Raw genomic sequence first — 24,030 nt, forward strand, 5'->3', positions numbered from 1 at the left:
CAGCGCGGAGAACTGGGGCTGAGTGGGCCGCGCGAACCCTTGAGTTTCCAAGAACCGTTTCGTTTAAATGAAAGATTGAATCAATCGTTTGACACGATGATTTCGCTCCCTAGCTTCACGCGCATGAGCTCGACGAAAACGAGGGTGGAGAGTGGTGCGGCAACGCGCCAACGCTTGTTGGATGCTGCGGAGGATCTGTTTTCCGAACGGGGGTTTGAGAGGGTTTCGGTGCGTGACATCACCGAAAAGGCGGACGCCAACGTGGCGGCGGTGAACTACCATTTCGGCAATCGCGAGGGGTTGGTGGAGCAGGTGATGGCTCGCTACATCAATCCGATCAATGAGGAGCGGGTGGCGCGACTGGATGTCTTGGAGCGTCGATCGGGAAGCAAGCCGGTGCCGCTCGAAGAGTTGCTCGACGCCTTCGTTCGGCCGTTTGCGACCCAGGTCCGGCGCAGCGAGTTGTCGGAACGGATGTTTTACAAGCTGATGGGGCGGATTTTCGGGGACGAGATGCCCCGATTGCCGGACGTGGTGTTGCGGGGTTTCGAGGTCATGCTCGGGCGTTTCCGCAAGGCCTTCGCGAAGGCGCTTCCCGAGGTCTCGTCCGAGGAGTTGCTGTGGCGGATTCACTTCACCGTGGGGGCGATGATTCACACCATGGCGCACTCGGAAACGCTCAATCACCTGTCGAATGGTGACTCCGGCCAGCCTTCGATGGAGGTGACCTTGTCCCGCTTCATCCGCTACGCCGCTGCCGGTATGCGAGAGGGAGTTCAAATAGCAGAAGTTGCTAAGCCCAAAGGTAATCAAGACGAATTTCTGTTTTGAACGTGAGCGAGTTCAGATGGACGGTCGGCCTCTTGGTCCTGCTGATTCCGGCCTGCACGCTGGCTCCTCCGGGCAGCCGGATGGACGAGGCGGGCGGTGCGCCGGGGTCGTGGACCGCCACCCGTGAAGGGAAGGCCGGGATCGATGATCGCTGGGTGGATCGCTTCGGGGATCGCAAGCTCAGCCGTTTGGTCGCGGAAGGCTACGAGTCGAATCGCGACCTCCGGGCCGCGGCGGCGCGTGTCGAGCGTGCCGCGGCGGTCGCGAAAGGTGCCGGTGCGGCGGCTCGACCGCAGGTGAATGCCGCGCTTGATGCCAGCCGTCGGGGGCAGAATTTCATCGGCCTGCCGGTCGGAGGCGGTGGTGGCGTGCTGAGTTCGATCACCAACACCTATGGCGCGCAACTGAATCTTTCCTGGGAGATCGACCTGTGGGGCAAGATCCGCGCCGGCGAGCAGGCCGCGCTCGCCGACCTCCAGTCCCAAGGCTACGCCTATCGGGGCGCCCGTGCCTCGCTGGCGGCGCAGATCGTCCGCAGCTGGTTGCTGGTGGCGGAAACCAACGAGCAGATCGCCCTCGCCGAGAAGGTGCTGAAGGTCCGCAAGGATACCGCCGAGCTCGTTCGCGGACGTTTCGAGCTCGCTGCCGGCGGGCAGGAGGCGAGCGCGTCGCAGCTACGGTTGGCGGAGACGGATGTCGCCACGGCCGAGGCCGCGCTCGCGCAGCGGAAGGGAGATCGCGATCAGGCGATCCGGCAGTTGGAAATCCTGCTGGGCCGATATCCGTCGGCCGAGCTGGTCGGCGCGGCGGAGCTTCCGGGGCTTTCCTCGATGCCGCCGTCCGGATTGCCTTCCGAGCTTCTTTTGCGTCGGCCGGATATCCTGACGGCCGAGCGTCAGCTGGCGGCGGCGGGCAAGCGCATCGATGAGGCCCGCCGTGCGTTCTATCCGAGCTTCAAGCTGACGGCGGGTGGCGGCCAGAGTACGGACCAGCTGCAGAATATTTTCGACAGTGACTTCGGTGTCTGGTCGATCGCCGGACAGGTCGTCCAGCCGATCCTTTCGGGCGGGCAGTTGAAGTCCCAGCTTGAGGCGCGGAATGCCGAGGAGCGGGAGGCGCTGGCCAATCTCCAGCAGACGGTGCTGGGTGGTTTCGGTGAGGTCGAGACGGCGCTTGCGGCCGACCGGTTTCTCGCCGCGCGGGCGAAGTCGATCGAGGACGCCTTCGAGCTGGCTGATGAAAGTGCCAAATCGGCGGAGCGCGACTTCTCGCTCGGCACCGGCGATGTGCTCACCTTGCTGGCCGCGCAGAGCCGGCGGATCGAACTCGCGACCCAGCGGGTCACGCTCAAGCGGCTGCGTCTCGACAACCGTGTGAATCTTCATCTCGCCCTCGGAGGCGACTACCGGATCTGACATGAACGACGAATCGACCGAAACACCCGAGCAGGAGGAAGCCGAACGCAAGGGCGCGATCCACGCTGTCACTTCGTTCGTTGTGGCACTCCTGATCGTCCTCGCGGGGGCGGGGATCATGATCTTCTTCGTGGTGAACAAGGTGAAGGTGGATCCGGAGGCCCGGGAGGATTCGGACCCTACGGTTGCTGTCTCACCGGTCGAGGTGGTGGATCATGAGGTGAAGCTCAAGACGCAGGGGGTCGTGATCAGCCGGCAGGAGGTGGTGCTGTCGAGCGAGGTCGGTGGGAAAGTGGTCTTTGTTTCCCCTGAGCTCGTCGAGGGAGGAAAGGTCGTTAAGGGTGAGGTGCTCGCCCGGGTCGATGACGCCAACTACCTCGCGGCGGTCGAGGCGGCCAAGGCGGCGGTGGCTGATGCCGAACTCATGCTCGAGCAGGAGGAGGCGAAGAAGATGCAAGCCCAGCGTGACTGGGAGAAACTGGGTCAGGGAAAGGCTCCGCCGTTGGTCAGACGCGAGCCGCAGATTCGCAGTGCCAAGGCGCGGGTGGCCTCCGCCGAGTCCGAACTCGCACGCGCGGAGCGGGATCTGAAGCGGACCACCATCGTGGCGCCTTTCGACGGCCGGGTGAGGCGGGCCGACATCGAGATCGGCGCGTTGGTCTCACCGGGTTCGCGGGTGGCGGAGATCTTTGCCGACCAGAATCTGGAGGTCCGGCTGCCGTTTCCGCTGCGGGACTTCGGATTCCTGCAGGATGGAGTCCGGCCGGAGTTCGAGCTGACCGCCACCATCGGGGCCGAGACGCGTTCGTGGCCGGCCGTCCTCGACCGGATCGAAGGCGAGGTCGAGCGTGCGACCCTTTCGGGCTACGGCATCGCAAAAGTGCTGCCGGCTGAGGGCACGGGAGATTATCCGCCCGTCGGTCTTTTTGTGGATGCGGTCGTGCCTGCGGGGACGCTGGAGAATGTGGTCGAGGTACCGCGTGAGGTAGTACGGGGACGCGACGACGTATGGGTGGTGAACGATGGTGAGCTGTGGAAGCGCCAGCCGGAAGTCCTTCGTTCCGAGCGTGAATTCCTGATCACCCGTGGCGGGTTCGAGCCGGGAGACCAGCTCGTCCGCACGCGTCTTGAAGCGCCGCTCGACGGAATGAAAGTGGAGGTGAAAACCACCGAAGCCGAGTCTGCCGAAGGCGCTCCGAAAGAGGCCATGGTTGAGCCCGAATCCGCCCGCTGACGATGGAAGCTGCGATCAGATGGTTCAGCCGGAACCACGTGGCGGGCAACTTCCTGATGCTCGCCCTGCTGCTTGCCGGGTTCTCGACCTGGTTCAAGTTGCGGAAGGAGATCTTTCCGGAGCTCGCGATCGATGCGGTCCAGGTGCAGATCCCTTACCCGAATGCGACACCGGTCGAGGTCGAGCGCGGCGTGAACGTGCCGGTCGAGGAGGCCGTGGCGGATCTGGTCGGTATCAAGAAGATCCGCTCGACCGCCGCGCAGAATGTCGGGGTGGTGAGTATCGAGGTCGAGACCGGCTACGACGTTCGCGAAGTGCTCGACGATGTGAAGAGCCGGGTCGACGCGATCGATAACTTTCCCGATGAAGCCGAGAAGCCGCTGATCGAGGAGATCATCGCCAAGAGTCCGGTGATGAGTCTGGCGGTGACGACCGACGGTCCGGTGGACGAGAAGACGCTCAACCGGATCGCCGAGCAGATCCGTGACGACCTCTTGGTCTACGAGTCACCGAAACCCGACACGGTGATGGAGTGGCTGGCGGAGAAGCTTTCCGGCAAGGCGAAGGTTTCGCAGATCGAACTGGCGGGCACGCGGGAGTACGAGCTTTCGATCGAGGTCTCTGAGGAACGGCTGCGGGAGCTCGGTCTTTCCCACGGTCAGATTGCCCAGGCGGTCCGTCAGACGTCGGTCGACCTGCCGGGCGGATCGATCCGTACGGAAGGGGGCGAGCTGCTTCTCCGCGCCCTCGGCAAGCGATTCACCGCGGATGAATTCCGCAGCATCCCGGTGGCGGCACGGGAAGACGGATCGGAAATCCTCCTCGAGGATGTGGCGACGGTGATCGACGCTTTCGAGGATGTGGACTTGTCGACCCGCTTCGATGGCAAACCTGCGGTGCTGGTGAATGTCTTCCGGGTCGGTGAGGAGGATACGCTGCGGTTGGTGCGGTTGATCGATGACTACGTCGCGCATGCCGACCAGCGTCTGCCGACCGGAGTGCATATCGCGAAGTGGAATGACCAGAGCTCTTACCTCCAAGGCCGGCTCGACTTGCTGTTCCGCAATGCCGGGCTCGGTCTGGTTCTGGTGCTGGCGGTTCTCGCCCTGTTCCTCCGCCCGTCGCTCGCCTTTCTCGTCGCCCTCGGGATTCCGGTGTCGTTCGCCGGCGGCCTGTGGCTGATGCCGCACGTCGACATCTCGATCAACATGATCTCCCTGTTCTCGTTCATCCTGGTGCTCGGAATCGTGGTCGATGACGCGATCGTGACCGGGGAAAATGTGTACTCGCGGATCCAGCGCGGCGAGCATCCGCGCGAGGCGTCGTGGAAGGGAACTCACGAGGTGGGAACCGTGGTGGTCTTCGGCGTTCTGACGACCATGGTCGCCTTCACTCCGATGCTCGGCCTCAGCGGGGTCAGCGGCAAGATCTGGCCGAACATCCCGCTGATCGTCATTCCGACACTCGCGTTCTCGCTGCTCCAGTCGAAGTTCGTCCTGCCCGCGCACCTTTCGTTGCTGGCGCCCCATCGGAAGGAGAAGCCGAGCAATCCGCTTTTCCGTCTCCAACGGACCATTGCCGACGGTCTCGAGCGCTTCGTGAAGAAGGTTTACAAGCCGGCCCTCGATACGTGCCTGCGCTGGCGCTACGTGACCGGAGCCGCATTCCTGGCGCTGCTGCTGGCCACGCTCGGCTTCGTGGGCGGCGGTCACATCAAGTTCAACTTCTTCCCCGATGTCGAAGGCGACATCGTCTCGGCCAAGTTCGAGCTGAGCCAGGGGGTGCCGTTCAGCGCGTCGCAGGAGGTGTCGCAGCGTCTCGAGGATGCCGCCGTCCGGGTGGCGTCGCAGATCGAGGCGGAAACCGGCGAGTCGATCCTTCGCCACTACCTGACCAGTGCGGGCACACAGCCGTTCCTGACCAGTATTTCGCCCACCGGTCCGCCCAAGGCGACCCATCTCGGCGAGGTGACCTTGGAGTTGATTCCCGCGGTCGAAAGGACCACGGCGGCGTCGAAGTTCATCGACATGTGGCGCAAGGAGGCCGGGAAGATTCCCGGGCTGGTCGAGCTGACCATGAGCTCGGAAACCGCGGGTGGCGGGAACGCGATCGACCTGTCGCTCACGGGCTCGGATCTCGACCGGCTGCGTGCCGCGACCGAGCACGTCAAGGAGGCGCTTGGCGAATATGATGGAGTGGTTGAAATCTCCGACTCGGACCGCGAGGGCAAGGACGAGCTGCGGCTGATCCGCGTGACATCCGCCGGCCGGGCGGCCGGGCTGAAACTCGAGGATGTCGCCCGCCAGGTGCGCGACGCGTTCTACGGAAACGAGGCCCAGCGTCTGCAGCGCGGTCGCGACGAGGTGAAGGTGATGATCCGCTTTCCGCAGAGCGACCGGCGCCAGCTCGATGCGCTGGAGGAGATGAAGATCCGGACCGCGGCGGGCGAGGAGATCCCGTTCCGCCAGGCGGTCGAGTATGAATTCGGCCGAGGCTCCTCGGTGATCAGCCGGACGGACCGGCGCCGGTCGATCAAAATTACGGCAGATACCGTAGGTGAGACGAATGGAGGCGAGGTCGCGGCTTCGTTGGTGGAGAAGACCCTGTCCGGGCTCGGTGCTCGCTATCCCGGTGTCAGCTTTGCCTTCGAGGGCGAACAGAAGGACCGGGCCGACAGTGTCCGTGAAATCGGCACCGGATTCATCGGCGCGCTGGTGATCATGTACGTCCTGATCGCGATTCCGCTGCGCTCCTACTGGCAGCCGCTGATCATCATGTCGGTCATTCCCTTCGGCATCATCGGTGCGATCGGCGGTCACCTGGTGATGGGGCTGAACTTGTCGATCATGTCGATGTGCGGATTGGTCGCGCTGGCCGGGGTGGTCGTGAACGACTCCCTGGTGCTGGTCGACTACGTGAACCGCCATCGCGACGACCGCCCGATGCGCGAGGCCGCGGTGGCCGCCGGTGGCAAACGCTTCCGCGCGATCATGCTGACCTCCCTGACGACCTTCGCCGGTCTGATTCCGATGGTGCTTGAGACCGACATGCAGGCCCGCTTTCTGATTCCGATGGCGGTATCGCTCGGTTTCGGGATCCTTTTCGCGACGGTGATCACGCTGTTCCTGGTCCCCAGCATCTACCTGATGCTCGAGGACGTGCAGCGGCTGGTCCGGCGGATTCGGGGAGTCCGGCCGGTGGCGGTGGAACCGACTGCGGAACCGGGTGCCGCGAGCTCGTGAGCCATCGCATGCGGGCAGGATTCGGGATTGCTTGATGGGGGGATCACCCCTGAAATGCCGCGCCCGGCGGCTGTCGGGTTTTTCGAATGAATTACGAGGACAAGATCGCCCGGCAGGTCGCGGCCATTCCCAGATCGGGGATCCGCGACTTCTTCGAGCTGGTGCAGGGACGCGAGGGGATCATTTCCCTCGGCGTCGGCGAACCGGATTTCGTGACTCCATGGCACATTCGGGAAGCCGCGATCTACTCGCTTGAAAAAGGTCAGACGAGCTACACGTCGAATCTCGGCCTGCTCTCGCTGCGTCGGGCGATTTCGGAATACGTGAGCGACTTCTTCGAGGTCGACTACGATCCGGCGACCGAGGTGCTGGTGACCGTCGGCGTCTCGGAGGCGATCGATCTCGCTTTGCGTGCGCTGCTGAATCCCGGCGAGGAGGTGATCTACCACGAGCCGTGCTACGTCTCGTACTCGCCGAGCATCGTCATGGCCTACGGCTCTGCCGTCGCGGTCGAGACGACCAAGGAGGACGGCTTCTCTTTGAAACCCGAGGCGCTGGCCGCAGCGATCACGCCGAAGAGTCGCGTGGTGATGCTGAATTTCCCGACCAACCCGACCGGGGCTACGGCAAGCCGTGAGGATCTCGAAGGAATCGCCAAGCTCTGCGTCGAGCACGACCTGATGGTCCTCAGCGACGAGATCTACAGCGAACTCCGCTACGATGCCGACGACGCGCACGTGTCGATCGCATCGCTTCCGGGCATGCGCGAGCGCACGGTGCTGCTTCACGGGTTTTCGAAAGCTTTCGCGATGACCGGCTTCCGACTCGGTTACGCCTGTGCGCCGCAGCCGGTGATCGAGGCGATGATGAAGATTCACCAGTACTCGATGCTGTGTGCTCCGATCACCAGCCAGGTGGCGGCGGTGGAGGCTTTGCAGAACGGCCAGGGCGCGGTTCTGAAAATGCGCGAGAGCTATCATCAGCGTCGCGACTTCCTGGTGAAGCGATTGAACGCGATGGGACTCGATTGCCACACGCCCGGAGGCGCCTTCTACGTCTTCCCGGACATTCGGAAGACCGGGCTGACGAGCAAGGACTTCGCGATGCGCCTGTTGGAGGAAGAGGGAGTCGCGGCAGTGCCGGGAACGGCTTTCGGTCCCTCGGGCGAGGGGTTCCTCCGTTGCTGCTACGCGACCGCCTTCGACGACCTGCGGAAGGCGATGGACAAGATGGAGGCCTTTGTCGGCCGGCTCTGACCCGAGGACCTTCCGATGGCGGCCGACCCACCAGCTCCGAAGTCCGGTTCCTCGGCGGACCGGCTGCGACTGGAAGAGCCGTCGCTTTGGATCCGGCGGCAGGTGGTGCCGTTCGCGATCTTCATGTTGTTCCTGATGCTGCTGTCGGCAGCGGGCAGCTTCTTCAAGGTCGACCTGCCGAGCCAGCCGTGGTGGCGCAGGGCACCGGAGTACTGGATCTATCCACTGCAGACGATCGCATGCCTTGTCGTGCTGGTGCGTTGGTGGAAAAGCTACGAGTTCAACTGGTCGCTGAAATGGGTGCTCATCGGAGCGTGCTTCGGCGCGGTGGGTATCGGCTTCTGGCTGCTGCCGACTTACCTTTACGACTCGCTCGGTCTTCAGAGCGAGGGGTGGTGGAATTGGCTCGGTCTGGCCTCGCGGCGCGACGGCTTCAATCCGGCGGAGCATTTTGAAGAGGGCGGCGCTGCCTACTGGTTCGCGCTGGTGATGCGCTTTGTCCGTGCGGCGGTCGTCGTCGCCTTGGTCGAGGAGATCTTCTGGCGATCGTTCCTGATGCGGATGGTCCTCGATTTCGATGGCGACTATTGGAAGCAACCCTTCGGCAAGCCGTCGTGGCTTTCGTTTCTCGTCGTGACCGGACTGTTCGTGCTCGCCCACCTCCCGGTCGATTACGCCGGAGCGCTCATCTATGGCTCTCTGACCTACGCTCTCTGCGTCTGGTCGCGGAATCTCGGGGCCTGCGTGGTGATGCACTTCGTGGCCAATTTGCTGATGGGACTCTACGCGGTGGGCTTCGGCAAATACGGGCTCTGGTAACGGGCCGACGCGTCCGAAAGTCAAAAATCGTAAGGTGCGACGCTCGGGAGCGGGGGGATCGATGGCTTGCGACGTGCGCTCTCTCCTCCGCGCTGCGAGAATCGGAGGCTGGGTCGATACCGGCTCGGTCGGCTAGGTTACGTAAATTTAGGGAATTTTTTGGGCCATAAACAGAACTTCTGTCCTTGAGGTATCCCGTCTTCGCGCGTATTTACATCGTCAATCGAGCCCGTCGGTTAACATTATCCGGTGATTTGGCCTAATAACGTCATCACCCAAAAAATTCCCATGTCCATGATCCGAGTTCCTCTCAAGAGGCGAAAGCGTCGCGGTTTCGCACTGATTGTGACGGTGTCTTTGATGCTCCTGCTGACCTTGCTGGCAGTGGGGCTCCTGAGTCTGTCGACCATCAGCGTTCGCTCGTCTTCCCAGTCGAACGCGATGCAGGCGGCGCGTGCGAACGCGCGGGTGGCGTTGACGATCGCAATCGGCGAACTTCAGCGCGCGGTTGGGCCGGACCAGAGAGTCACCGCGACCGCCGACTTCGCGGGTGCCGCCGACGGCTCGCCGATCAGCTCCGGCGAGGCTCCGAGAAACGATACCTCGCTGGATCGCACGGCGAAGGGACTGACCAGCTTCGTGTCGGGCACTCGCCACTGGACGGGGGTGTTCGTCAACAACGACACGCCTGACGAGATTTACACCAAGACGCCTTCGGCGAGGGCCCAACGGTGGCTCGTCAGCGGTGCCGAGAATTCCGGAGATGGCGATCTCGATGTGACGCCTGCTTATCCCGACTGCGCGGTGGATCCTGCCGGTGGCGTGACGGATCCGACCAAGGCCGCGGTGCTCGTTGGCGAGAACACGGTCGGTTCGGGCAACGATCGCGACTTTGTCGCAGCTCCCCTGATTCCGATCCGGGCCAACGCGGATCGGGAGTTCTACGGTTCCTACGCCTACTGGGTTGCGGACGAAGGCGTGAAGGCGCGGATCGACATGGAGCGGGAGAACGAGGATCCGACCACCTACGCATCCCTGCCGGCGCAGCGTCGCGGCTGGGAAACGGTGGAGGGTTTTGAGAACTACCCGCCGGCACTGGCCGATGCCGACTCGATCCTGCCGGCGATGGCATCGATCCAGACCGCCGATCTGGTTTTGCCGGTCGGTGGTGGACTCTACCCGCGGCAACTCGCGTTTCACTCGGCGACCACGGACAGCATGGGCGTGCTCGCCAACACGCTGGAGAGCGGACTGCGGGTCGATCTTTCCACAGCTCTCGCGGGTGAACTTCCCACGACAGCTCCGGCGGACGCTTACGACAACTACCCCCGCGCCGGTGCGAGGGTGATTCCGCGGACCGCCTTCCGGGAATTGCAGCACCTCAAGTGGGACCACATCGCGGACTTCTTCAATCGGGGTCGCCAGATCACCAGCGACGCACTTCAGGTCACGGAAAACTCCGGCCCCGACTCGGCGGCGATCGCACCGACCATCGTCGATTTCCGGATCCTGTTCGGCGTGAGAATGGAAAAGGAGGGACGCGGGAACAATTACGAGGTGTCGCCCACCGCGAAGATCGCCGTTTCCCTCGGCAACCCTTATCCGGTTCCGCTCGAGTGGGATCAGGATATCGAACTCGAGATCAAGAACCAGACGCCCCTCGGTAATCGCCCTTCGCGAATCTGGCAGATCAACAACACCTGCGTTTACATCCCGAGGGATGGAACGCTTGAGAGCGGTGGCAGCGAAAAGGCGGTGCTCAACCAGGCGGTGTTCCGCATCGAGAAAGGCCGCCTCGAGCCGGGCGAGTGCCGGGCCTACACGATCGCCCGCAACGTGGTTCGTCCGTATGACTCCGCGAATCGCAGGACCGTAGTCGACATGGCGCCCTTCACCGATGTCTCGCCCTTCGACTTCAATCGCTGCGTGGAGATGACCACCCCGACGACCGTCACGCTGCCGAAGACGCTCGATGTCCGCGAAAGCTGGCAGACAACGCTGGTCGCATTGGAGATGCGCCTCGCAAGCCGTGGTCGGGGCTACAACTGGCTGCGTCGGATCGAAGGCTTCGAACTCGATAACGGCTACTTCGGTCCGAACCAGAGGCGCTTCGACGACAGGAATGCCGCCCGTCTCCGCGGGCCGGTGCCGATGATGCTCTACAGCTTCCAGATCAGCCAGCCGGGGATGAACTACCTGCAGCTCATGCCGAATGGCTACGAGATGGGGCAGCGCGCGTCGACGCTCCGGACCTTCGCCGACTTCAACCTGCAGGCGACCAACATCCACGCGCCGATCGCCAGTTACAACCCTCCGCCGTATTTCATGGAAAGCAACGACAGCCAGGCGCTGCTTCCATTCGAGCCCGGCGGCAACACCGGCACCGGATTCACGAGGAACCTTGCCTTTGATCCGGTGAACTGGGGTCACAGTTCGGTTCGTGGCAGTTCCAAGACGGTGCTGTTCGCGGTGCCTCGCGAGTTCACCTCCATGGCGCAGCTCCAGCACGCCGATCTCACGAGTGATGCGGTGACGCTTTCGGTCGGTCACCAACCCGGCAATGCCTTCGGAAATTCGTATGCGACGCCTTTCGTGCGGCGGGCCCAGGTCGAGCAAAGCCGTACCGACTACGTCCTGATGGGTTCCCTGAATCACTCGGGGGCATTTCAGACGAAGCGCATCTACTACGACATGGCCCACATCCTTAACAGCAGCCTGTGGGACCGCTACTTCTTCTCAAGCATCCCTTACGGCGGGGGCATCCCCGAGAACCCGACCATGGTGGTCGACCCGGGCACGCAGAGTTCGCAGCTCAACAATCCGTCAACCGTGGCGGCCTCACTGATGGTCGACGGTGCGTTCAACATTCACAGCACCGACAAGAACGCATGGAAGGCGATGCTGGCGTCGTCGAAGTACTTCAAGCACCAGGCCGAGCGGGGTGATCTTCCGGATGCGGCATTCCCTCGGAGTCTTGAACAGCCGTCCGCATCGGCCCTGCCTCCGACCGGCATGAATGACGATTCCTTCGGTGGCTACCGCCGTCTGACCGACGAGGAAATCGATCTACTGGCCGAGGAGATCGTCAAGCAGGTGCGGATCCGCGGCCCGTTCGTTTCGCTGTCGCACTTCGTCAACCGGGCGCTCGCTGATTTCCCCCGCGAGCGCGAACTCAACCGCTGCGGAGCCCTGCAGATGGCGCTCGACGAGTCCGGCGTGAACATCAGCATGGACGGGCGGCGCAATGGCTTCAAGGACCTCGATGCCCGAGAGGAACGGGTGAGGCTTCCGGAGAAGCAGGGCGCACCGCGGGCCGATCTCGACGGAGGTGACCTCGGCGGTCGGCCGCAGGATGCGGAGCGCGGCTACAAGGATTGGGCAGTGACCTCCCGGGACAACAACTTCGGTGCCGTGGCGAGTATCCTCGCCGACCGCGACATGTTGAGCAAAGGCGGCTCCGGTCGTGGCGCTCAGTCGGAGATGGAGCAGGGATACCGCTCGACGGGTATCCCGTCGTGGGTCACGCAGGCCGACGTGCTGCAAGTCATCGGTCCGGCGATCTCGACCCGTTCCGATACCTTCAAAGTACGCGCTTGTGGGCAGGCTCTTGATGCCGACGGCAACCTCCTTGCCTCTGCCTACTGCGAGGCGGTCGTGCAACGCCATCCCGAGTATCTCGACCCGGTGGATCCTCCGGAAGCACGCGGCGGGAGTCTCTCCAACATCAACCAGCTGTTCGGTCGCAAGTTCGAACTCGTCTCCTTCCGCTGGCTTTCTCCCGATGAAATCTAAGCTGTTCCTCACCGCTCTGTTCGGTGCCGTCTGCAGCGGTTCTCTCGTCGCCCAGGACGAGGACCGTGTCTCGATGAAGATCGACGTCGTCGCCTGGGGCGATGAGATCCGCGGCCTGTCGTTCAAGTCAGCCGACAAGGAGGGCAAGATCGTTGCCCGGGCCTTCCGCTACTCCGAGCCGGTCAACTACAACGGCCCGCGCATTCTCAAGATCCACAAGTCCGGCAATGGCGGCGAGACGGTCGAGCGGACCGTCACCGAGGAGGACAAGGAGCACGAGTCGGTGCCCCTGCAGATCGTGCGGGAGAAAAACGACGGCGACGATTCCCCGGTTCCGGAGGCACTCGCGAAGCTCCGCGAGGAGGACCCGACGCTGGTATCGCTGGTGGCGCTCCCGGCATCGGCGAGGCGGGTCACGGTGTTGCTCGCCCCTGCCGCGGAGGGCACCTACAAGGGCTACGTCATCAATGACGATCCATCGAAACTGCCGGTCGGCCGGCTGCGGGTTCACAATCTCTCGCCGCACACGATCGCGATGCAGTTCTCCGGCGGCGCCGGCCAGAAAACGATGAAGTCCGGCGACACGGTGCTGGTTCCGGCTCCGCAGGGGCAAGTCGCCTACCGCCTGGCCTACGAACAGGGCGGCGAATGGACGGTGCAGGAGAACAACATGATCCCGGTGATGCCCGACGAGCAGACCCAGATGATCGTCCTGCGCAGCGACAACCAGTTCTTCCTTTCGTCCGACGGGGCTTCCGGCGGCTATCTCCAGACGGTGACCCTTTCCCGGCGTCTTGAGTAGGGAGAACCCGGGCGGAAATCCGCTGGCGAATTCGGCCCTTTCCCGGGCTGGTCATCGGTCGGAGGAGCATATTAGACTCCGCCATGCCGACCGAGCTGTTCACCCCCTCAGGCCTCCTGGAGCGAGGCGGGCCGATCATCTGGCTGCAACTCGGGTTGGCGTTCTTCGGAGCGGTTTTCGTCGTCGAGCGCCTGTTTTTCTTCCACCGCGCGCGGATCAACGTCGGTGACCTGCTGGTGGGGCTCTCGAACCACGCCCGCCGCAAGGCCTACGCGGAGGCGCTGCACGAGGCCGCCCGCTCGCCCGGTCCGGTGGCCCGGGTGGCCCACGCGATCCTGCTGCGGCACCACATGAAGCGCTCGGACCTGCGCGACGTCGCCCAGGAAGCCGGACAGCTCGAGGTGCCGCGGATCGAGAAGAATGTGCGGGCGATCCTCGCGGTCGCGCTGATCGCTCCGCTGACCGGGATGCTCGGGACGGTCCTCGGTCTGACCGAAATGTTTCAGGAACTCGGCGACAGCGGCCAGGCGGTTTCCTCCGTGAAGCTGTCCGAGGGCGTGTTCCAGTCGCTGGTGACGACCGGCTTCGGACTGATCGTCGCCATACCGGCGTATCTCTTCTACCTGTATTTCCTCGGCCGGGCGAAGCGTCTCTTCCACCGCATCGAGCGGACGGGAATCGAAATGGTGAACATCATCTGCGACGCGCGGGCCGAGACCGGCATCGTGTCGATCCGCGATGAAATGGAGACCCGCAAGGACCGGAGCGGCAGGGGATGAAGCTCGTCGGGACATTGCCTGAGCGCGTCGGATTCCTGCATGCGGTTCCGATCTTCGACCTGTTCGCGTTGCTGCTGGTCGCGTTGCTTCTCGGCCAGTCGTTCATGAGCCAGTCGGGAGTGCAGGTGGAGCTTCCCGTTTCGCGCTACCAGATCGCGCGACTTTCGGATGCGAGCACCATCACGCTGACACCCGGCAATCCGCCCGTGCTCTGGCTGGAGCGGGAGCAGGTCAGCGAGAAGGAACTGCTCGAGCGCCTGAAGCAGATCCGGGCCGAGACGTCCGGCATTCCGAATGTCTGCATCCGTTCGGATCAATCGATTTCATCGGAGTACGAGCGACGGGTCGCGGAGGAAGCCCTGCAGGCCGGGTTCCGCGTGTATCTTGTCGGGAAATCCCTGGGTAAGGAGTGATGTTCCGAGGTCGGAAAAAGCTGCAGCGCCGCGATCAGGAGTCCGGGCTCGCCTTCAACTGGCGGGTGCCGGTTTCCAGCACGATGTCGTTCGTGACCGCTCTGGTGCTGGTCGGTTTCGTGGCGGTCGGACTGGCTGCGGTGGTCCGGGTCCGGATCGGTGATCCGGATGCCGAAGAGCCGTCGCGCGGGGTGCTAATGATCGTTTCGGATACCGAGGGTGGCGAATGGCTGGAACGCCGGGCCACGGAGGCCGGCCCGTTTCCTTCGCGCTGGAATCCGGCTGCGGATCCGTCGTACGCGGCTCTGAGGAGGGACGCCCTGAGGCAGGCGACCGATACCGGAATTCCGTACCGGCCGCGCTTGGCGGAAATTCCTGACGGCGACGGGGCCGGACTCGGAAGCGACACCGGAAGTCCCGCCGTGCTGCCGCCGTTGCCTGAATCCGGAATACAGTCGGAGGCCGACGCGCCCCGCGAGGTGCTGCTGGGTGCCCGGGTGCTTCAGGCGGAGTCCGGGGTCGAACTGCAGCATGCCAAGCTGGCGCTCGAAGGCGCGGCGTCCACCGGCCCAGTCGGATGGCGATTCATTCTGCAGTATGACAAGGACGGCCGCGTGCTTGAAGTCATGCCCCGCAACGTCCGCGACGGACAGGAGGCGGTGATCGACTGGCTTTCTCGCTCGAGGGTCACAGGAAACGGGGGCAAGGCCGGCTGGATGGCGGTCGAATCGGTGATCGAACGATGATCGAGCTGTCCCTCACGGAACTCGCGGTCGGAGTCCTCGGAGCGTCGATGGTGCTGGTCATCTTCTTCGCGTGGATCTCCCGCTGGTCAGCGGTCAATGCGGAGCGCCGCTCGCTGCGGAACCGGGTGGTCTGCCGCCTTTGTCTGGCGGTCTTCGAGGCCTCCGGACGCGATGCCGTGCAGAGCTGCCCCGAGTGTGGGGCCAAGACCGAGCGGAGGGGGGCGCGGCCCTTGGGATGAGGCTTGCGCGCGGGCGGCGGAGCCTCTAAGGACGAAGACCCTGTCAGGGCGACATTTATGATGAGCGAACGACGAGTTGTGATCACCGGAGTGGGCTGCGTGAGTCCGTTGGGCAACGATGCCGAAACCACGTGGAGCGGCATGAAGGAAGGTCGCAGCGGGATCGGCCGGATCACCCACCTGGATCCGAGCCCCTACGGCTGCCAGATCGCCGGCGAGGTGAAGGACTTCGACGCCGAGAGCTACTTCCGGAATCCGAAGGATGCCCGTCGTGCCGACCGCTACGTCCAGCTCGCCGTCGGCGCCGCCCGTATGGCCTACGACGCATCCGGGATCGGGGAAACCGAAGGTCTCGACCTGACCCGTGTCGGTGCGATTGTCAGCAGCGGTATCGGTGGCCTCGGAACGCTTGAGAACGAGCACGCCAAGCTGGTCGAGAAGGAGGGCGCCAAGGTGTCGCCTTTCCTGATCCCGATGATGATCGCCAACATCGGCAGCGGAATCTTTTCCATGGAGTTCGGGCTCGGTGGTCCGAACATGGCCATCGTGACGGCCTGCGCGACGTCGAACAACTCGATCGGTGAAGCGTGGCGGATCATCAAATTCGGCGACGCCGACGCCATGGTGGCCGGCGGTGCCGAAGCGAGTATCCTGCCCTGCGGTCTTGCCGGCTTCGGCAGCATGCGTGCGCTGAGCACGCGGAACGACGATCCGCAGGCGGCTTCACGGCCCTTCGACAAGGACCGCGACGGCTTCGTCATGGGCGAGGGTGCCGGTGTGGTCGTGCTTGAGGAGCTCGAGCACGCCAAGCGCCGTGGTGCGACGATCATCGCCGAGCTGGCCGGCTACGGTGCGAGTGCCGACGCCTACCACCTGAGCGCTCCTTCTCCGGACGGATCGGGTCCGGCCCGCGCGATGCAGATGGCCTTGCGCCACGCCGGGCTGAATCCGGAAGACGTCGATTATCTCAATGCTCACGCGACCTCGACCGGTCTCGGAGATGTTGCGGAGGTGAAGGCCATCCAGCTCGCCTTCGGCGATCATGTCCGCAACGGTCTCAAGGTCAGTTCGACCAAGTCGATGACCGGACACATGCTCGGAGCTGCCGGTGGCGCCGAGTTGCTCGCCTGCCTGATGGCGATCCGTGACGGTGTGATTCCTCCGACGATCAACGTCGATAACCAGGACCCCGAGTGCGCTGTCGATTGCGTGCCGAACACCGCGATCGAGCAGAAGGTCGATGTGGCCCTGAGCAACAGCTTCGGCTTCGGCGGACACAACGCCTCGCTGCTGGTCAAACGCTACGCGTAATGTGGAGAGCGGCTTTTCAAGCCGCATGGTTCGGGGGCCGGGAACCCGGAGGAGTCAGCAGCTTGCAAAGCCGCTCTCCTCGAGAACTCTTTCGGTCTAGTTCTCCGATGCTCCGGAGATTTGGAACCGCCAAGACGCCAAGGCGTAAAGGAAGGAAACTCCTCAGGACCTGCAACGGTTCCTGCCATTGCTTCGATCGATTCCACGAAAAAAGCGGATGCCGGGAGGCATCCGCTTTTTCAAATCCGTTCGACTCAGGGAAGAGGGGCTCAGGGAGCCTTGGCTGCTGCCGCCGCTTGTTCCTCCGCCTTGGCTTCCTGGGCGGGGCTCATGTAGCGCCAGCGCACCTTGTGACGCTTCGGAGCGGTGCGTTGCTTGCGGAGCTTGCGTTGGGTCGGTGACTCGAAGGCCCGGCGACGACGCATTTCCTCGAGAATCCCTTCGGTATCGAGTTTGGTCTTGAGGCGCTTCAGGGCCCGGTCAACCGGTTCGCCCTTTTTGACGTTCACTCCACGCATGCTTTTGTCGCTCATTCTTGCTTCTTTCGGTTTCCTTTTGAGTCGGGGCGCGGAGGCTATCCGCGAGGCAGGCCTTGTCAAGGCGGGAATTGGTAGGGCCGGATCCCCATCGGGAGGCCCGAAATCCCGGAATTCAGGGGATTCGGCGGTCCTTGTCCGGCTCAGCGCTTACGCTTCCCGGCCGCAGCATTGCTTGTATTTTTTGCCCGAGCCGCAGGGGCAGGGGGCGTTGCGGCCGACCGTCTCGACGTTGAACGACGGCGGCTTGCGCTTCGGCAGGTTGAGCTTCAGGTCCTTGCCGCCGCCGCCAGCCTGGGGATTCAGGTTGCCCGAGCTGCCGCTGGTCGCGACGTTCGCCTCGCTGATCCCGTCGCCCGCGCTCTGCAGCTGGGTCTGCTGCGAGTGGAGCTGATTGAGGAACTCCTCGATCTTGGAGGCCGAGCGGAAAAGGTTCTGCAGGGCCTCGCGCTCGATGCCGTCCATCAGGGTGATGAACAGCTTGTAGGCCTCGTTCTTGTATTCGATGAGCGGATCCTTCTGGCCTTGGGCGCGGAACGAGATGCCCTCGCGGAGCGCGTCCATATTGTAAAGATGCGTCTGCCACTGGCGGTCGATCGCGACCAGAATCATCCGCCGCTCCTCGCCTTCGAGGATTTCGGGCGGCAGGTTGGACACGCGGACTTCGTAGGTCTCCTTCACCCGCTTGATCAGGAAGTTCGAGATCTCCTCGGCGCTGCTGTTCGCGAGGTCGAGGTCTCCCGGCTCGATGCGGATCGGCAGGGTGGCGTTCACCCAGTGAAGCAGTTCGTTGTAGTCGGGCGATTCCTCGTCGCGTCCGCTGAGGAATTCCTCCACGTGCTCGGGGATCGACTTATCGATGATCTCATTGACGAGGTCGCGCGGGTTCTCGGTGCTGAGGACCTCGTTGCGGTAGCCATAGACGACTTCCCGCTGCTTGTTCATCACGTCATCGAATTCGAGAATCCGCTTCCGCCATGTGTAGTTGCGTTGTTCGACGCGCTTCTGGGCGGTTTCGACCGAGCGGTTGAGCCATGAGTGCTCGAGTGCCTCGCCGTCTTCCATGCCGAAGCGCTCCATCATCGATGTCATGCGCTCCGCGGCGGCGAAGTTCCGCATCAGGTCGTCCTCGAAGGAGATGTAGAACTGGCTCATGCCCGGGTCGCCCTGACGCGCGCAACGGCCGCGCAGCTGGCGGTCGACACGGCGGGACTCGTAGCGCTCCGTGCCGATGACGAACAGTCCGCCGACATCCGCGACGCCTGCGCCAAGTTTGATGTCGGTGCCGCGACCCGCCATGTTGGTGGAAATGGTCACCGCACCGCGTTGGCCGGCGGCGGCGACGATCTCCGCCTCCTGCAGGTGCATCTTGGCATTCAGGACGGTGTGGGGGATGCGCGCGCGCTGGAGCATCCGGGAAACGGTTTCGGATGCCTCGACCGAGGCCGTGCCGACAAGCACCGGCTGGCCCTTGGTATGCGACTCCTGGATCTTGTTGATCACCGCGTTGTACTTCTCGCGGCGGGTCTTGAAGACCTGGTCGTTGAGGTCCTCGCGCTGGTTCGGCCGGTTGGTCGGGATCGGGAGGACGTCGAGCTTGTAGATGTCGGAGAACTCGGCGGCTTCGGTTTCGGCCGTGCCGGTCATGCCCGCGAGCTTCTCGTAGAGACGGAAGTAGTTCTGAATCGTGATGGTCGCGTAGGTCTGCGTCTCCTTTTCGATGGTGACGTTCTCCTTCGCTTCGACCGCCTGGTGCAGTCCGTCCGACCAGCGGCGTCCCGGCATCTTCCGGCCGGTGTTCTCGTCGACGATCATCACCTTGCCGTCCTCGACGACGTACTGCACGTCCCTCTCGAAAACGCAGTAGGCCTTCAGCAGCTGGGAGATGTTGTGCATCTTCTCCGCCTGATGGGACATCTGGTCCTGGGCCTTTTCCTTCTGGGCGACGCGTTCCTCGTCGGTCAGCTCCGGATCGGCATCGATCTCGGCCAGCATGCTGCCGAGGTCCGGAAGCACGAAGGACTCCGGGTCGTCCGGTGACAGATACTCCCGGCCCTTCTCCATGAGGTCGGCGTCGTTGGCCTTCTCGTCGATGGTGAAGAACAGCTCCTCCTTGAGAGAGAAGAGTTCCTTCTTTTGGGCGTCTTGGTAGAAGGAGAGTTCGGTCTTCTCGATCAGGCGGCGGGTGTCCGGCTCCTGCATCAGGCGCATGAGCTGGCGGTTGCGCGGCTGGCCGAGCTTCACTTTGAAAAGGTTGCGGCCCGCGGCTTCCGGGTCGCTCTCAAGGAGTTCCTTGGCTTCACTGACCAAGTCGTTGCAGAGGACCGTCTGGCGCTTCACGAGCTGCTCGACGAGCGGCTTGTAGCGGTCGAACTGGTGGCTCGAGACGGTCGAGGGACCGGAAATGATGAGCGGCGTCCGGGCTTCGTCGATGAGGATCGAGTCGACTTCGTCAATGATCGCGAAGTAGTGGCCGCGCTGGACCTGGTCGTCCTTCGAGCCGGCCATGCCGTTGTCGCGGAGGTAATCGAAGCCGAATTCCGAGTTGGTGCCGTAGGTGATGTCGCAGCCGTAATGCTCGCGGCGCTCCCACGGAGCCATCTGGTTCTGGATGCAGCCGACGGTCAGGCCGAGGAACTTGAACAGCGCGCCCATCCACTCGGAGTCGCGTCGGGCGAGGTAGTCGTTGACCGTGATGACGTGGACTCCAAGGCCGGTCAGGGCGTTGAGGTAAACGGGCAGGGTGGCGACGAGGGTCTTGCCCTCACCGGTCTGCATTTCCGCGATCATGCCACGGTGCAGCGCGATGCCGCCGACGAGCTGGACGTCGAAGTGGACCATCTCCCACAGGAGATCCTGATCGCAGACGTTGATCGTCCTTCCGCAGAGACGGCGGGCGGCGTTCTTCACCACCGCGTAGGCTTCGGGCAGGATCTGGTCGAGGTAGCGGGCGCGGGCCTGCTGGAAGTTCTCCTCGATGTTGTGGAACGCCTCCTTGGCGGCTTCGATCGACTCCATGTTCGGCTCGACCGAGGCCGGGAGTTCGGGGAATTCCTCACGGAGCACGGCGAGGCGGGCCTCCACCTTGGTCGCGGCCTCGCGGAGCAGCTCCTGGTCGGCGCGCTGGAGGACCGGCTTTGGCGGGGCGTCGAGGTCGAGGTAGCGGGAGAGGTGCGTTTTCCACTTCTCGGTCAGCTCCAGGAGCTTCTCCTCGGGCTCCTTCTGCAGGGCCTCCTCGATCTCTTTGATGCGCTCGACCGTGGGTTGGATACGGCGAATCTCACGCTGGTTCTTGGAACCAACGATCTTCTGAAGAATCCACTTGATCATGGGTAAAATCTTTCGGGGCCGTCGGGGTGCGACGACCGGCGGCGGAGGCCATACACCCGCAGGACGCGCGGTGCAAGCGGCGCGGGAGATTCACTTTGGAATCGTGAAAGACCGGCCGGGTTCAGATCTTCATGGCGTTGAATCCGCCGTCGATCACGATCTCGCTGCCGGTCATGAAGGCCCCGGCGCGGTTGGAGGCCATCAGCAGGGTGGCTCCGATCAGGTCGTCCGGGTTGCCGAAGCGGCTCATCGGCGTCTGGCGCAGGATGTCGAGCACCCGGCTTTCGTCGAGGACCTTGCGGTTCTGCTCGGCCGGGAAGAAGCCGGGAACGAGGGTGTTGACCCGGATCGAGTGCTCGGCCCACTCGCGGGCGAGGTTCTTGGAGAGGTTGTGGACGGCGGCCTTGGTGGCCGAGTAGATGAAGACCCGGGACAGCGGCACGAGGCCGGACATCGAGCCGAGGTTGATGATCGAGCCCGGAATGCCCTGTTCGATGAAGTATTCGCCGAAGACCTGGCAGCCGCGGAAGACGGCGGTGAGGTTGGTGTCGATGATCCGATGGAATTCCTCCTCCTCGATTTCGAGGAACGGCGTGGCGGCGTTGATGCCGGCGCCGTTGATCAGGATGTCGACCTTGCCGGAGGTCTTCACGACCTCCTCAAGCAGCGTGTGGAGCGACTCGCGCGAGGTGACATCGGCCGGCATGAAGTAGCCCTTGCCGCCCGCGTCGGTGATCGTCTTGAGCTTGATCTCGGCTTTTTCGCGGATGCGGCCCACGAGGACGACTTCGCAGCCCGCCTTGGCGAGGCCTTCGGCCATCACTCCGCAGAGTTCACCGGTGCCGCCGATCACGACGGCGGTTTTCCCTTCGAGTCCGAAAAGGTCCTTCAAATAAGCAGCAGTCGGCATGCGGAAAGGTTTGGCGGGGGATCGGCGGGTGGCAAGCAGGATCGGGGGCAGCATCTGTCACGGACGGATGCCCTCATAGCGCCAGGGCCGGTAGCCTTCGCGCTCCAGCTTGGCCACCGGGATCCGGGCGGCATTGACCCGCCAGACCGGGAAGGGACCGGCTTCGTAGCAGTGGATGCTTTTCCCGTCCGGGCCCCACGAGCGGAAGAGCAGGACGTGTCGGTCATTCAGCAGGATGTCGCCCGCCTGAAGATGCGCCCAAGCCTTCAGCGGTTGGCAGATCGACGGCAGCTCGCGGGTCGAATGGGGACGCGATAGCCGCCAGCAGCGGGAAATGAAGCCGGAGCAGTCGATGCCGCAGGCGTCCGCGCTGGTTCCGTCGTCACCGAGTCGCCGCTTCTCGGCGGTGGAGATGTCGCCGGCGAATTCGCCGCGTTCGAGCGAGTTGAGGAATTGCCGGGGCGTGTCGAAGCCTCCCCATTGGTAGGCGACGCCGGTCATTTCCTCGCCGCTGCGCCACCAGCCGTTTGAGAATCCATGCTCCGACAGGCCGGAGTCGGGCGTGTGGACGAGGATTCCGTCCGAGTCGAGACCGTGCCGGACGTGGCGAGGCTCGGGTGTCCATTTCACCTGAGTGTAGGCATAGGCGGTGGCGATCGCCTGGTCGCGGGTGACGGTTCGGGAGGGCGAAGGAATCGCCAGAGGATCGGGAGCGCAGGCGACGAGGCTAAGCGTAGCGAGCGAGGATGCCGCGAGCTTGCGAAATATAGCCGCCGCCGAAGAGCAGGGCGTGGTTGAGGATGTGGTAGAGCCGGTAGATTTCATGCAGGGATTCGACGTCTTCAGGTGCCGGGCGGTGATACCGGTAGGCTTCGTAAAAGCGCGGCGAGAATCCTCCGAACAGCGCGGTCATGGCGAGATCGCATTCCGGGTCGGCGTGGTGCGCGGCGGGATCGAACACCACGGGGGTGCCGTCGCCGAGGAACGCCTTGTTGCCGCCCCACAGGTCGCCGTGGATCAGGGAAGCCGGCGGGGAAGCGGGAAGACGTTCGGTTAGTCGATCGAGAAAGCGATCCGATCCGGGAAAGTTGATGCCACTTTTCCTTAGGAGCCGGAACTGGTGTCCGATGCGTTGCTCACGGAAAAACTCCACCCATGAGTGGGTCGCGGCGTTCGGCTGCGGGGTGGCACCGATGAAGTTTTCGGAAGGGAAGCCGAACCAGTCGGCAGTGGTCGAATGCAGCGCGGCAAGATGCTCGCCGAGCACGGCGTCGTCGCCACGGGAAACCAATTCCAACGCCTCAAGTGCGAGCCACGCGGATTGGCCCGTGGCTCCGTGGCCCAGCACCTCCGGCAAGCGGATCGTTTTCGTCCGGCGAATCGCTTCAAGTCCTTCCGCCTCGGCCCGGAAGTTGTCCGCCTGATCGGCCGAGTTGGTTTTGATGAACCATTCGCCCCAGACATAGCTGTCGTGGATGCAGCCGCCCCCAACTGGAGTGGGTGAGCCGGTCGGCGGCTTGCCTAGCGAGCTGGCGATGGCCCTCCAGTCCGGCATGTGGCTCAGAGCATGTCCCGGGTGACGACGTATCGTGCGGCGCAGCGGGGGCACTGGATGGTGATCTTGTCCTCGTCGCCGAAAAGCTCCTCCGGCTTGTCGCGCCAGCCGCCGAGAATGGGGAGGATGCGGTCGAGGTCGCAGCCGCAACGGAACCGGAAGCGCCGGGTCTCGAGCAACTTCGTTTCCTGGTCGCGCTCGAGCGTTGCGGCGGTCGCTTCGTCGAGCGCGGCGAACCATTCCTCGTCGTAGTCGGGCTGCGCGACGAACAGGATGTAGGTCTCGTCCTCCAGCCTGAAGGCGCGGCAGGGGCGCTGTTCGGACTGGGTGTAGTACTGCTCGATCCAGAACAGGGGATCGTTGCCGTCGACCTGGAGCGTGGAGGTCCGCGGTTCCGCCCCCGGCTGGGTGGTGGTCTGGGAGTAGAACAGGTTGCGGTCGGGCTCGCGGACGTTTTCGGTGAAGAGCCGGCCGGTGACGAGTTCCTCCAGCGAACTGCCGGTGGCGAAGAAGTTCACCCGGGGCGCCCGCAGGTTCACCGTCCAGGCGATCGTTTCGGCCCAGGGACGGGCCACCACGTGAAGCGTCAGCGCCGCCAGCAGGTCCTTCAGCATGCCGTCGAGCTCCGGTGGATTGCGGAGCTGGTGCTGCATCAGGTGCAGGTAGTAGTCGGTATAGATCGGCGTGAACTGGGCGCGGACCGCCAGCACGTTGCGGTGGCGGACGAAAATCGATTCAACCTTGGTGAACTCCTCGACGGGGATCTGCTCGGACACGCGCGCAGGGTGGAACATCGAACATCGAACGTCCAACCTTGAAC

At 63.7% G+C, this 24,030-nt stretch carries 19 protein-coding genes; 13 read left to right on the forward strand and 6 right to left on the reverse strand.

The features are described from left to right. The first annotated feature begins 39 nt into the window (after positions 1–39). The 13 genes from HAHE_RS17510 to fabF all read left to right on the forward strand — a co-directional run bounded on the left by HAHE_RS17510 (position 40) and on the right by fabF (position 16,879). Positions 40–831, forward strand: coding sequence for a TetR/AcrR family transcriptional regulator (locus HAHE_RS17510; protein WP_338686254.1), 792 nt, complete (start codon positions 40–42; stop codon positions 829–831). A gap of 2 nt (positions 832–833) precedes the next feature. Then, positions 834–2,246, forward strand: a complete 1,413-nt coding sequence (locus HAHE_RS17515) for an efflux transporter outer membrane subunit (RefSeq protein ID WP_338686256.1) — start codon at positions 834–836, stop codon at positions 2,244–2,246. Position 2,247: 1 nt separating this feature from the next. Then, positions 2,248–3,480, forward strand: coding sequence for an efflux RND transporter periplasmic adaptor subunit (locus HAHE_RS17520; RefSeq protein ID WP_338686258.1), 1,233 nt, complete (start codon positions 2,248–2,250; stop codon positions 3,478–3,480). A gap of 2 nt (positions 3,481–3,482) precedes the next feature. Then, the gene (locus HAHE_RS17525) at positions 3,483–6,722 is read left to right on the forward strand and encodes an efflux RND transporter permease subunit (RefSeq protein WP_338686259.1); all 3,240 of its coding nucleotides are present in this window, start codon (positions 3,483–3,485) and stop codon (positions 6,720–6,722) included. A gap of 86 nt (positions 6,723–6,808) precedes the next feature. Further along, the gene (locus tag HAHE_RS17530) at positions 6,809–7,978 is read left to right on the forward strand and encodes an aminotransferase class I/II-fold pyridoxal phosphate-dependent enzyme (RefSeq protein WP_338686260.1); all 1,170 of its coding nucleotides are present in this window, start codon (positions 6,809–6,811) and stop codon (positions 7,976–7,978) included. 15 nt (positions 7,979–7,993) lie between these two features. Continuing rightward, positions 7,994–8,797 (forward strand): CAAX prenyl protease-related protein, encoded by an 804-nt coding sequence (locus HAHE_RS17535; RefSeq protein ID WP_338686261.1) that lies wholly within the window; start codon positions 7,994–7,996, stop codon positions 8,795–8,797. Between the two features lie 294 nt (positions 8,798–9,091). Continuing rightward, complete coding sequence (locus HAHE_RS17540; RefSeq protein ID WP_338686263.1) at positions 9,092–12,589, forward strand: hypothetical protein; 3,498 nt, start codon at positions 9,092–9,094, stop codon at positions 12,587–12,589. Continuing rightward, positions 12,579–13,391 carry a hypothetical protein gene (locus HAHE_RS17545; protein WP_338686265.1) on the forward strand — a complete coding sequence of 271 codons (813 nt, stop codon included), beginning with the start codon at positions 12,579–12,581 and terminating at the stop codon, positions 13,389–13,391. The genes HAHE_RS17540 and HAHE_RS17545 overlap by 11 nt, the downstream gene beginning before the upstream one ends. A gap of 83 nt (positions 13,392–13,474) precedes the next feature. Further along, on the forward strand, positions 13,475–14,170 hold the full coding sequence (locus HAHE_RS17550) for a MotA/TolQ/ExbB proton channel family protein (protein WP_338686267.1): 696 nt from the start codon (positions 13,475–13,477) through the stop codon (positions 14,168–14,170). Continuing rightward, a complete protein-coding gene (locus HAHE_RS17555; protein WP_338686268.1) occupies positions 14,167–14,583 on the forward strand; it encodes an ExbD/TolR family protein in 417 nt (138 codons plus the stop codon). Before HAHE_RS17550 ends, HAHE_RS17555 begins: the two co-directional genes overlap by 4 nt. Then, positions 14,583–15,329, forward strand: coding sequence for a hypothetical protein (locus HAHE_RS17560; protein ID WP_338686269.1), 747 nt, complete (start codon positions 14,583–14,585; stop codon positions 15,327–15,329). The genes HAHE_RS17555 and HAHE_RS17560 overlap by 1 nt, the downstream gene beginning before the upstream one ends. Then, on the forward strand, positions 15,326–15,568 hold the full coding sequence (locus HAHE_RS17565; RefSeq protein ID WP_338686271.1) for a hypothetical protein: 243 nt from the start codon (positions 15,326–15,328) through the stop codon (positions 15,566–15,568). Before HAHE_RS17560 ends, HAHE_RS17565 begins: the two co-directional genes overlap by 4 nt. Positions 15,569–15,628: 60 nt before the next feature. After that, on the forward strand, positions 15,629–16,879 hold the full coding sequence (gene fabF, locus HAHE_RS17570; protein ID WP_338686273.1) for a beta-ketoacyl-ACP synthase II: 1,251 nt from the start codon (positions 15,629–15,631) through the stop codon (positions 16,877–16,879). Positions 16,880–17,148: 269 nt separating this feature from the next. On the opposite strand, the gene rpsU is transcribed toward fabF, so the two are convergent. The 6 genes from rpsU to HAHE_RS17600 all read right to left on the reverse strand — a co-directional run bounded on the left by rpsU (position 17,149) and on the right by HAHE_RS17600 (position 23,986). Further along, on the reverse strand, positions 17,149–17,412 hold the full coding sequence (gene rpsU, locus HAHE_RS17575; protein WP_338686274.1) for a 30S ribosomal protein S21: 264 nt from the start codon (positions 17,410–17,412) through the stop codon (positions 17,149–17,151). Positions 17,413–17,565: 153 nt separating this feature from the next. Continuing rightward, positions 17,566–20,745 (reverse strand): preprotein translocase subunit SecA, encoded by a 3,180-nt coding sequence (secA, locus tag HAHE_RS17580; RefSeq protein ID WP_338686275.1) that lies wholly within the window; start codon positions 20,743–20,745, stop codon positions 17,566–17,568. Between the two features lie 121 nt (positions 20,746–20,866). Next, entirely contained in the window at positions 20,867–21,655 is a 789-nt protein-coding gene (locus HAHE_RS17585) for an SDR family oxidoreductase (RefSeq protein ID WP_338686276.1), read from the reverse strand. A gap of 57 nt (positions 21,656–21,712) precedes the next feature. Continuing rightward, complete coding sequence (locus HAHE_RS17590) at positions 21,713–22,285, reverse strand: hypothetical protein (protein WP_338686277.1); 573 nt, start codon at positions 22,283–22,285, stop codon at positions 21,713–21,715. Between the two features lie 97 nt (positions 22,286–22,382). After that, complete coding sequence (locus tag HAHE_RS17595) at positions 22,383–23,210, reverse strand: fructosamine kinase family protein (protein ID WP_338686278.1); 828 nt, start codon at positions 23,208–23,210, stop codon at positions 22,383–22,385. Positions 23,211–23,215: 5 nt separating this feature from the next. Beyond that, on the reverse strand, positions 23,216–23,986 hold the full coding sequence (locus HAHE_RS17600; RefSeq protein WP_338686279.1) for an Hsp33 family molecular chaperone HslO: 771 nt from the start codon (positions 23,984–23,986) through the stop codon (positions 23,216–23,218). Positions 23,987–24,030 lie beyond the last annotated feature (44 nt).

The sequence above is a fragment of the Haloferula helveola genome, assembly GCF_037076345.1.
Classification (GTDB): domain Bacteria; phylum Verrucomicrobiota; class Verrucomicrobiia; order Verrucomicrobiales; family Akkermansiaceae; genus Haloferula; species Haloferula helveola.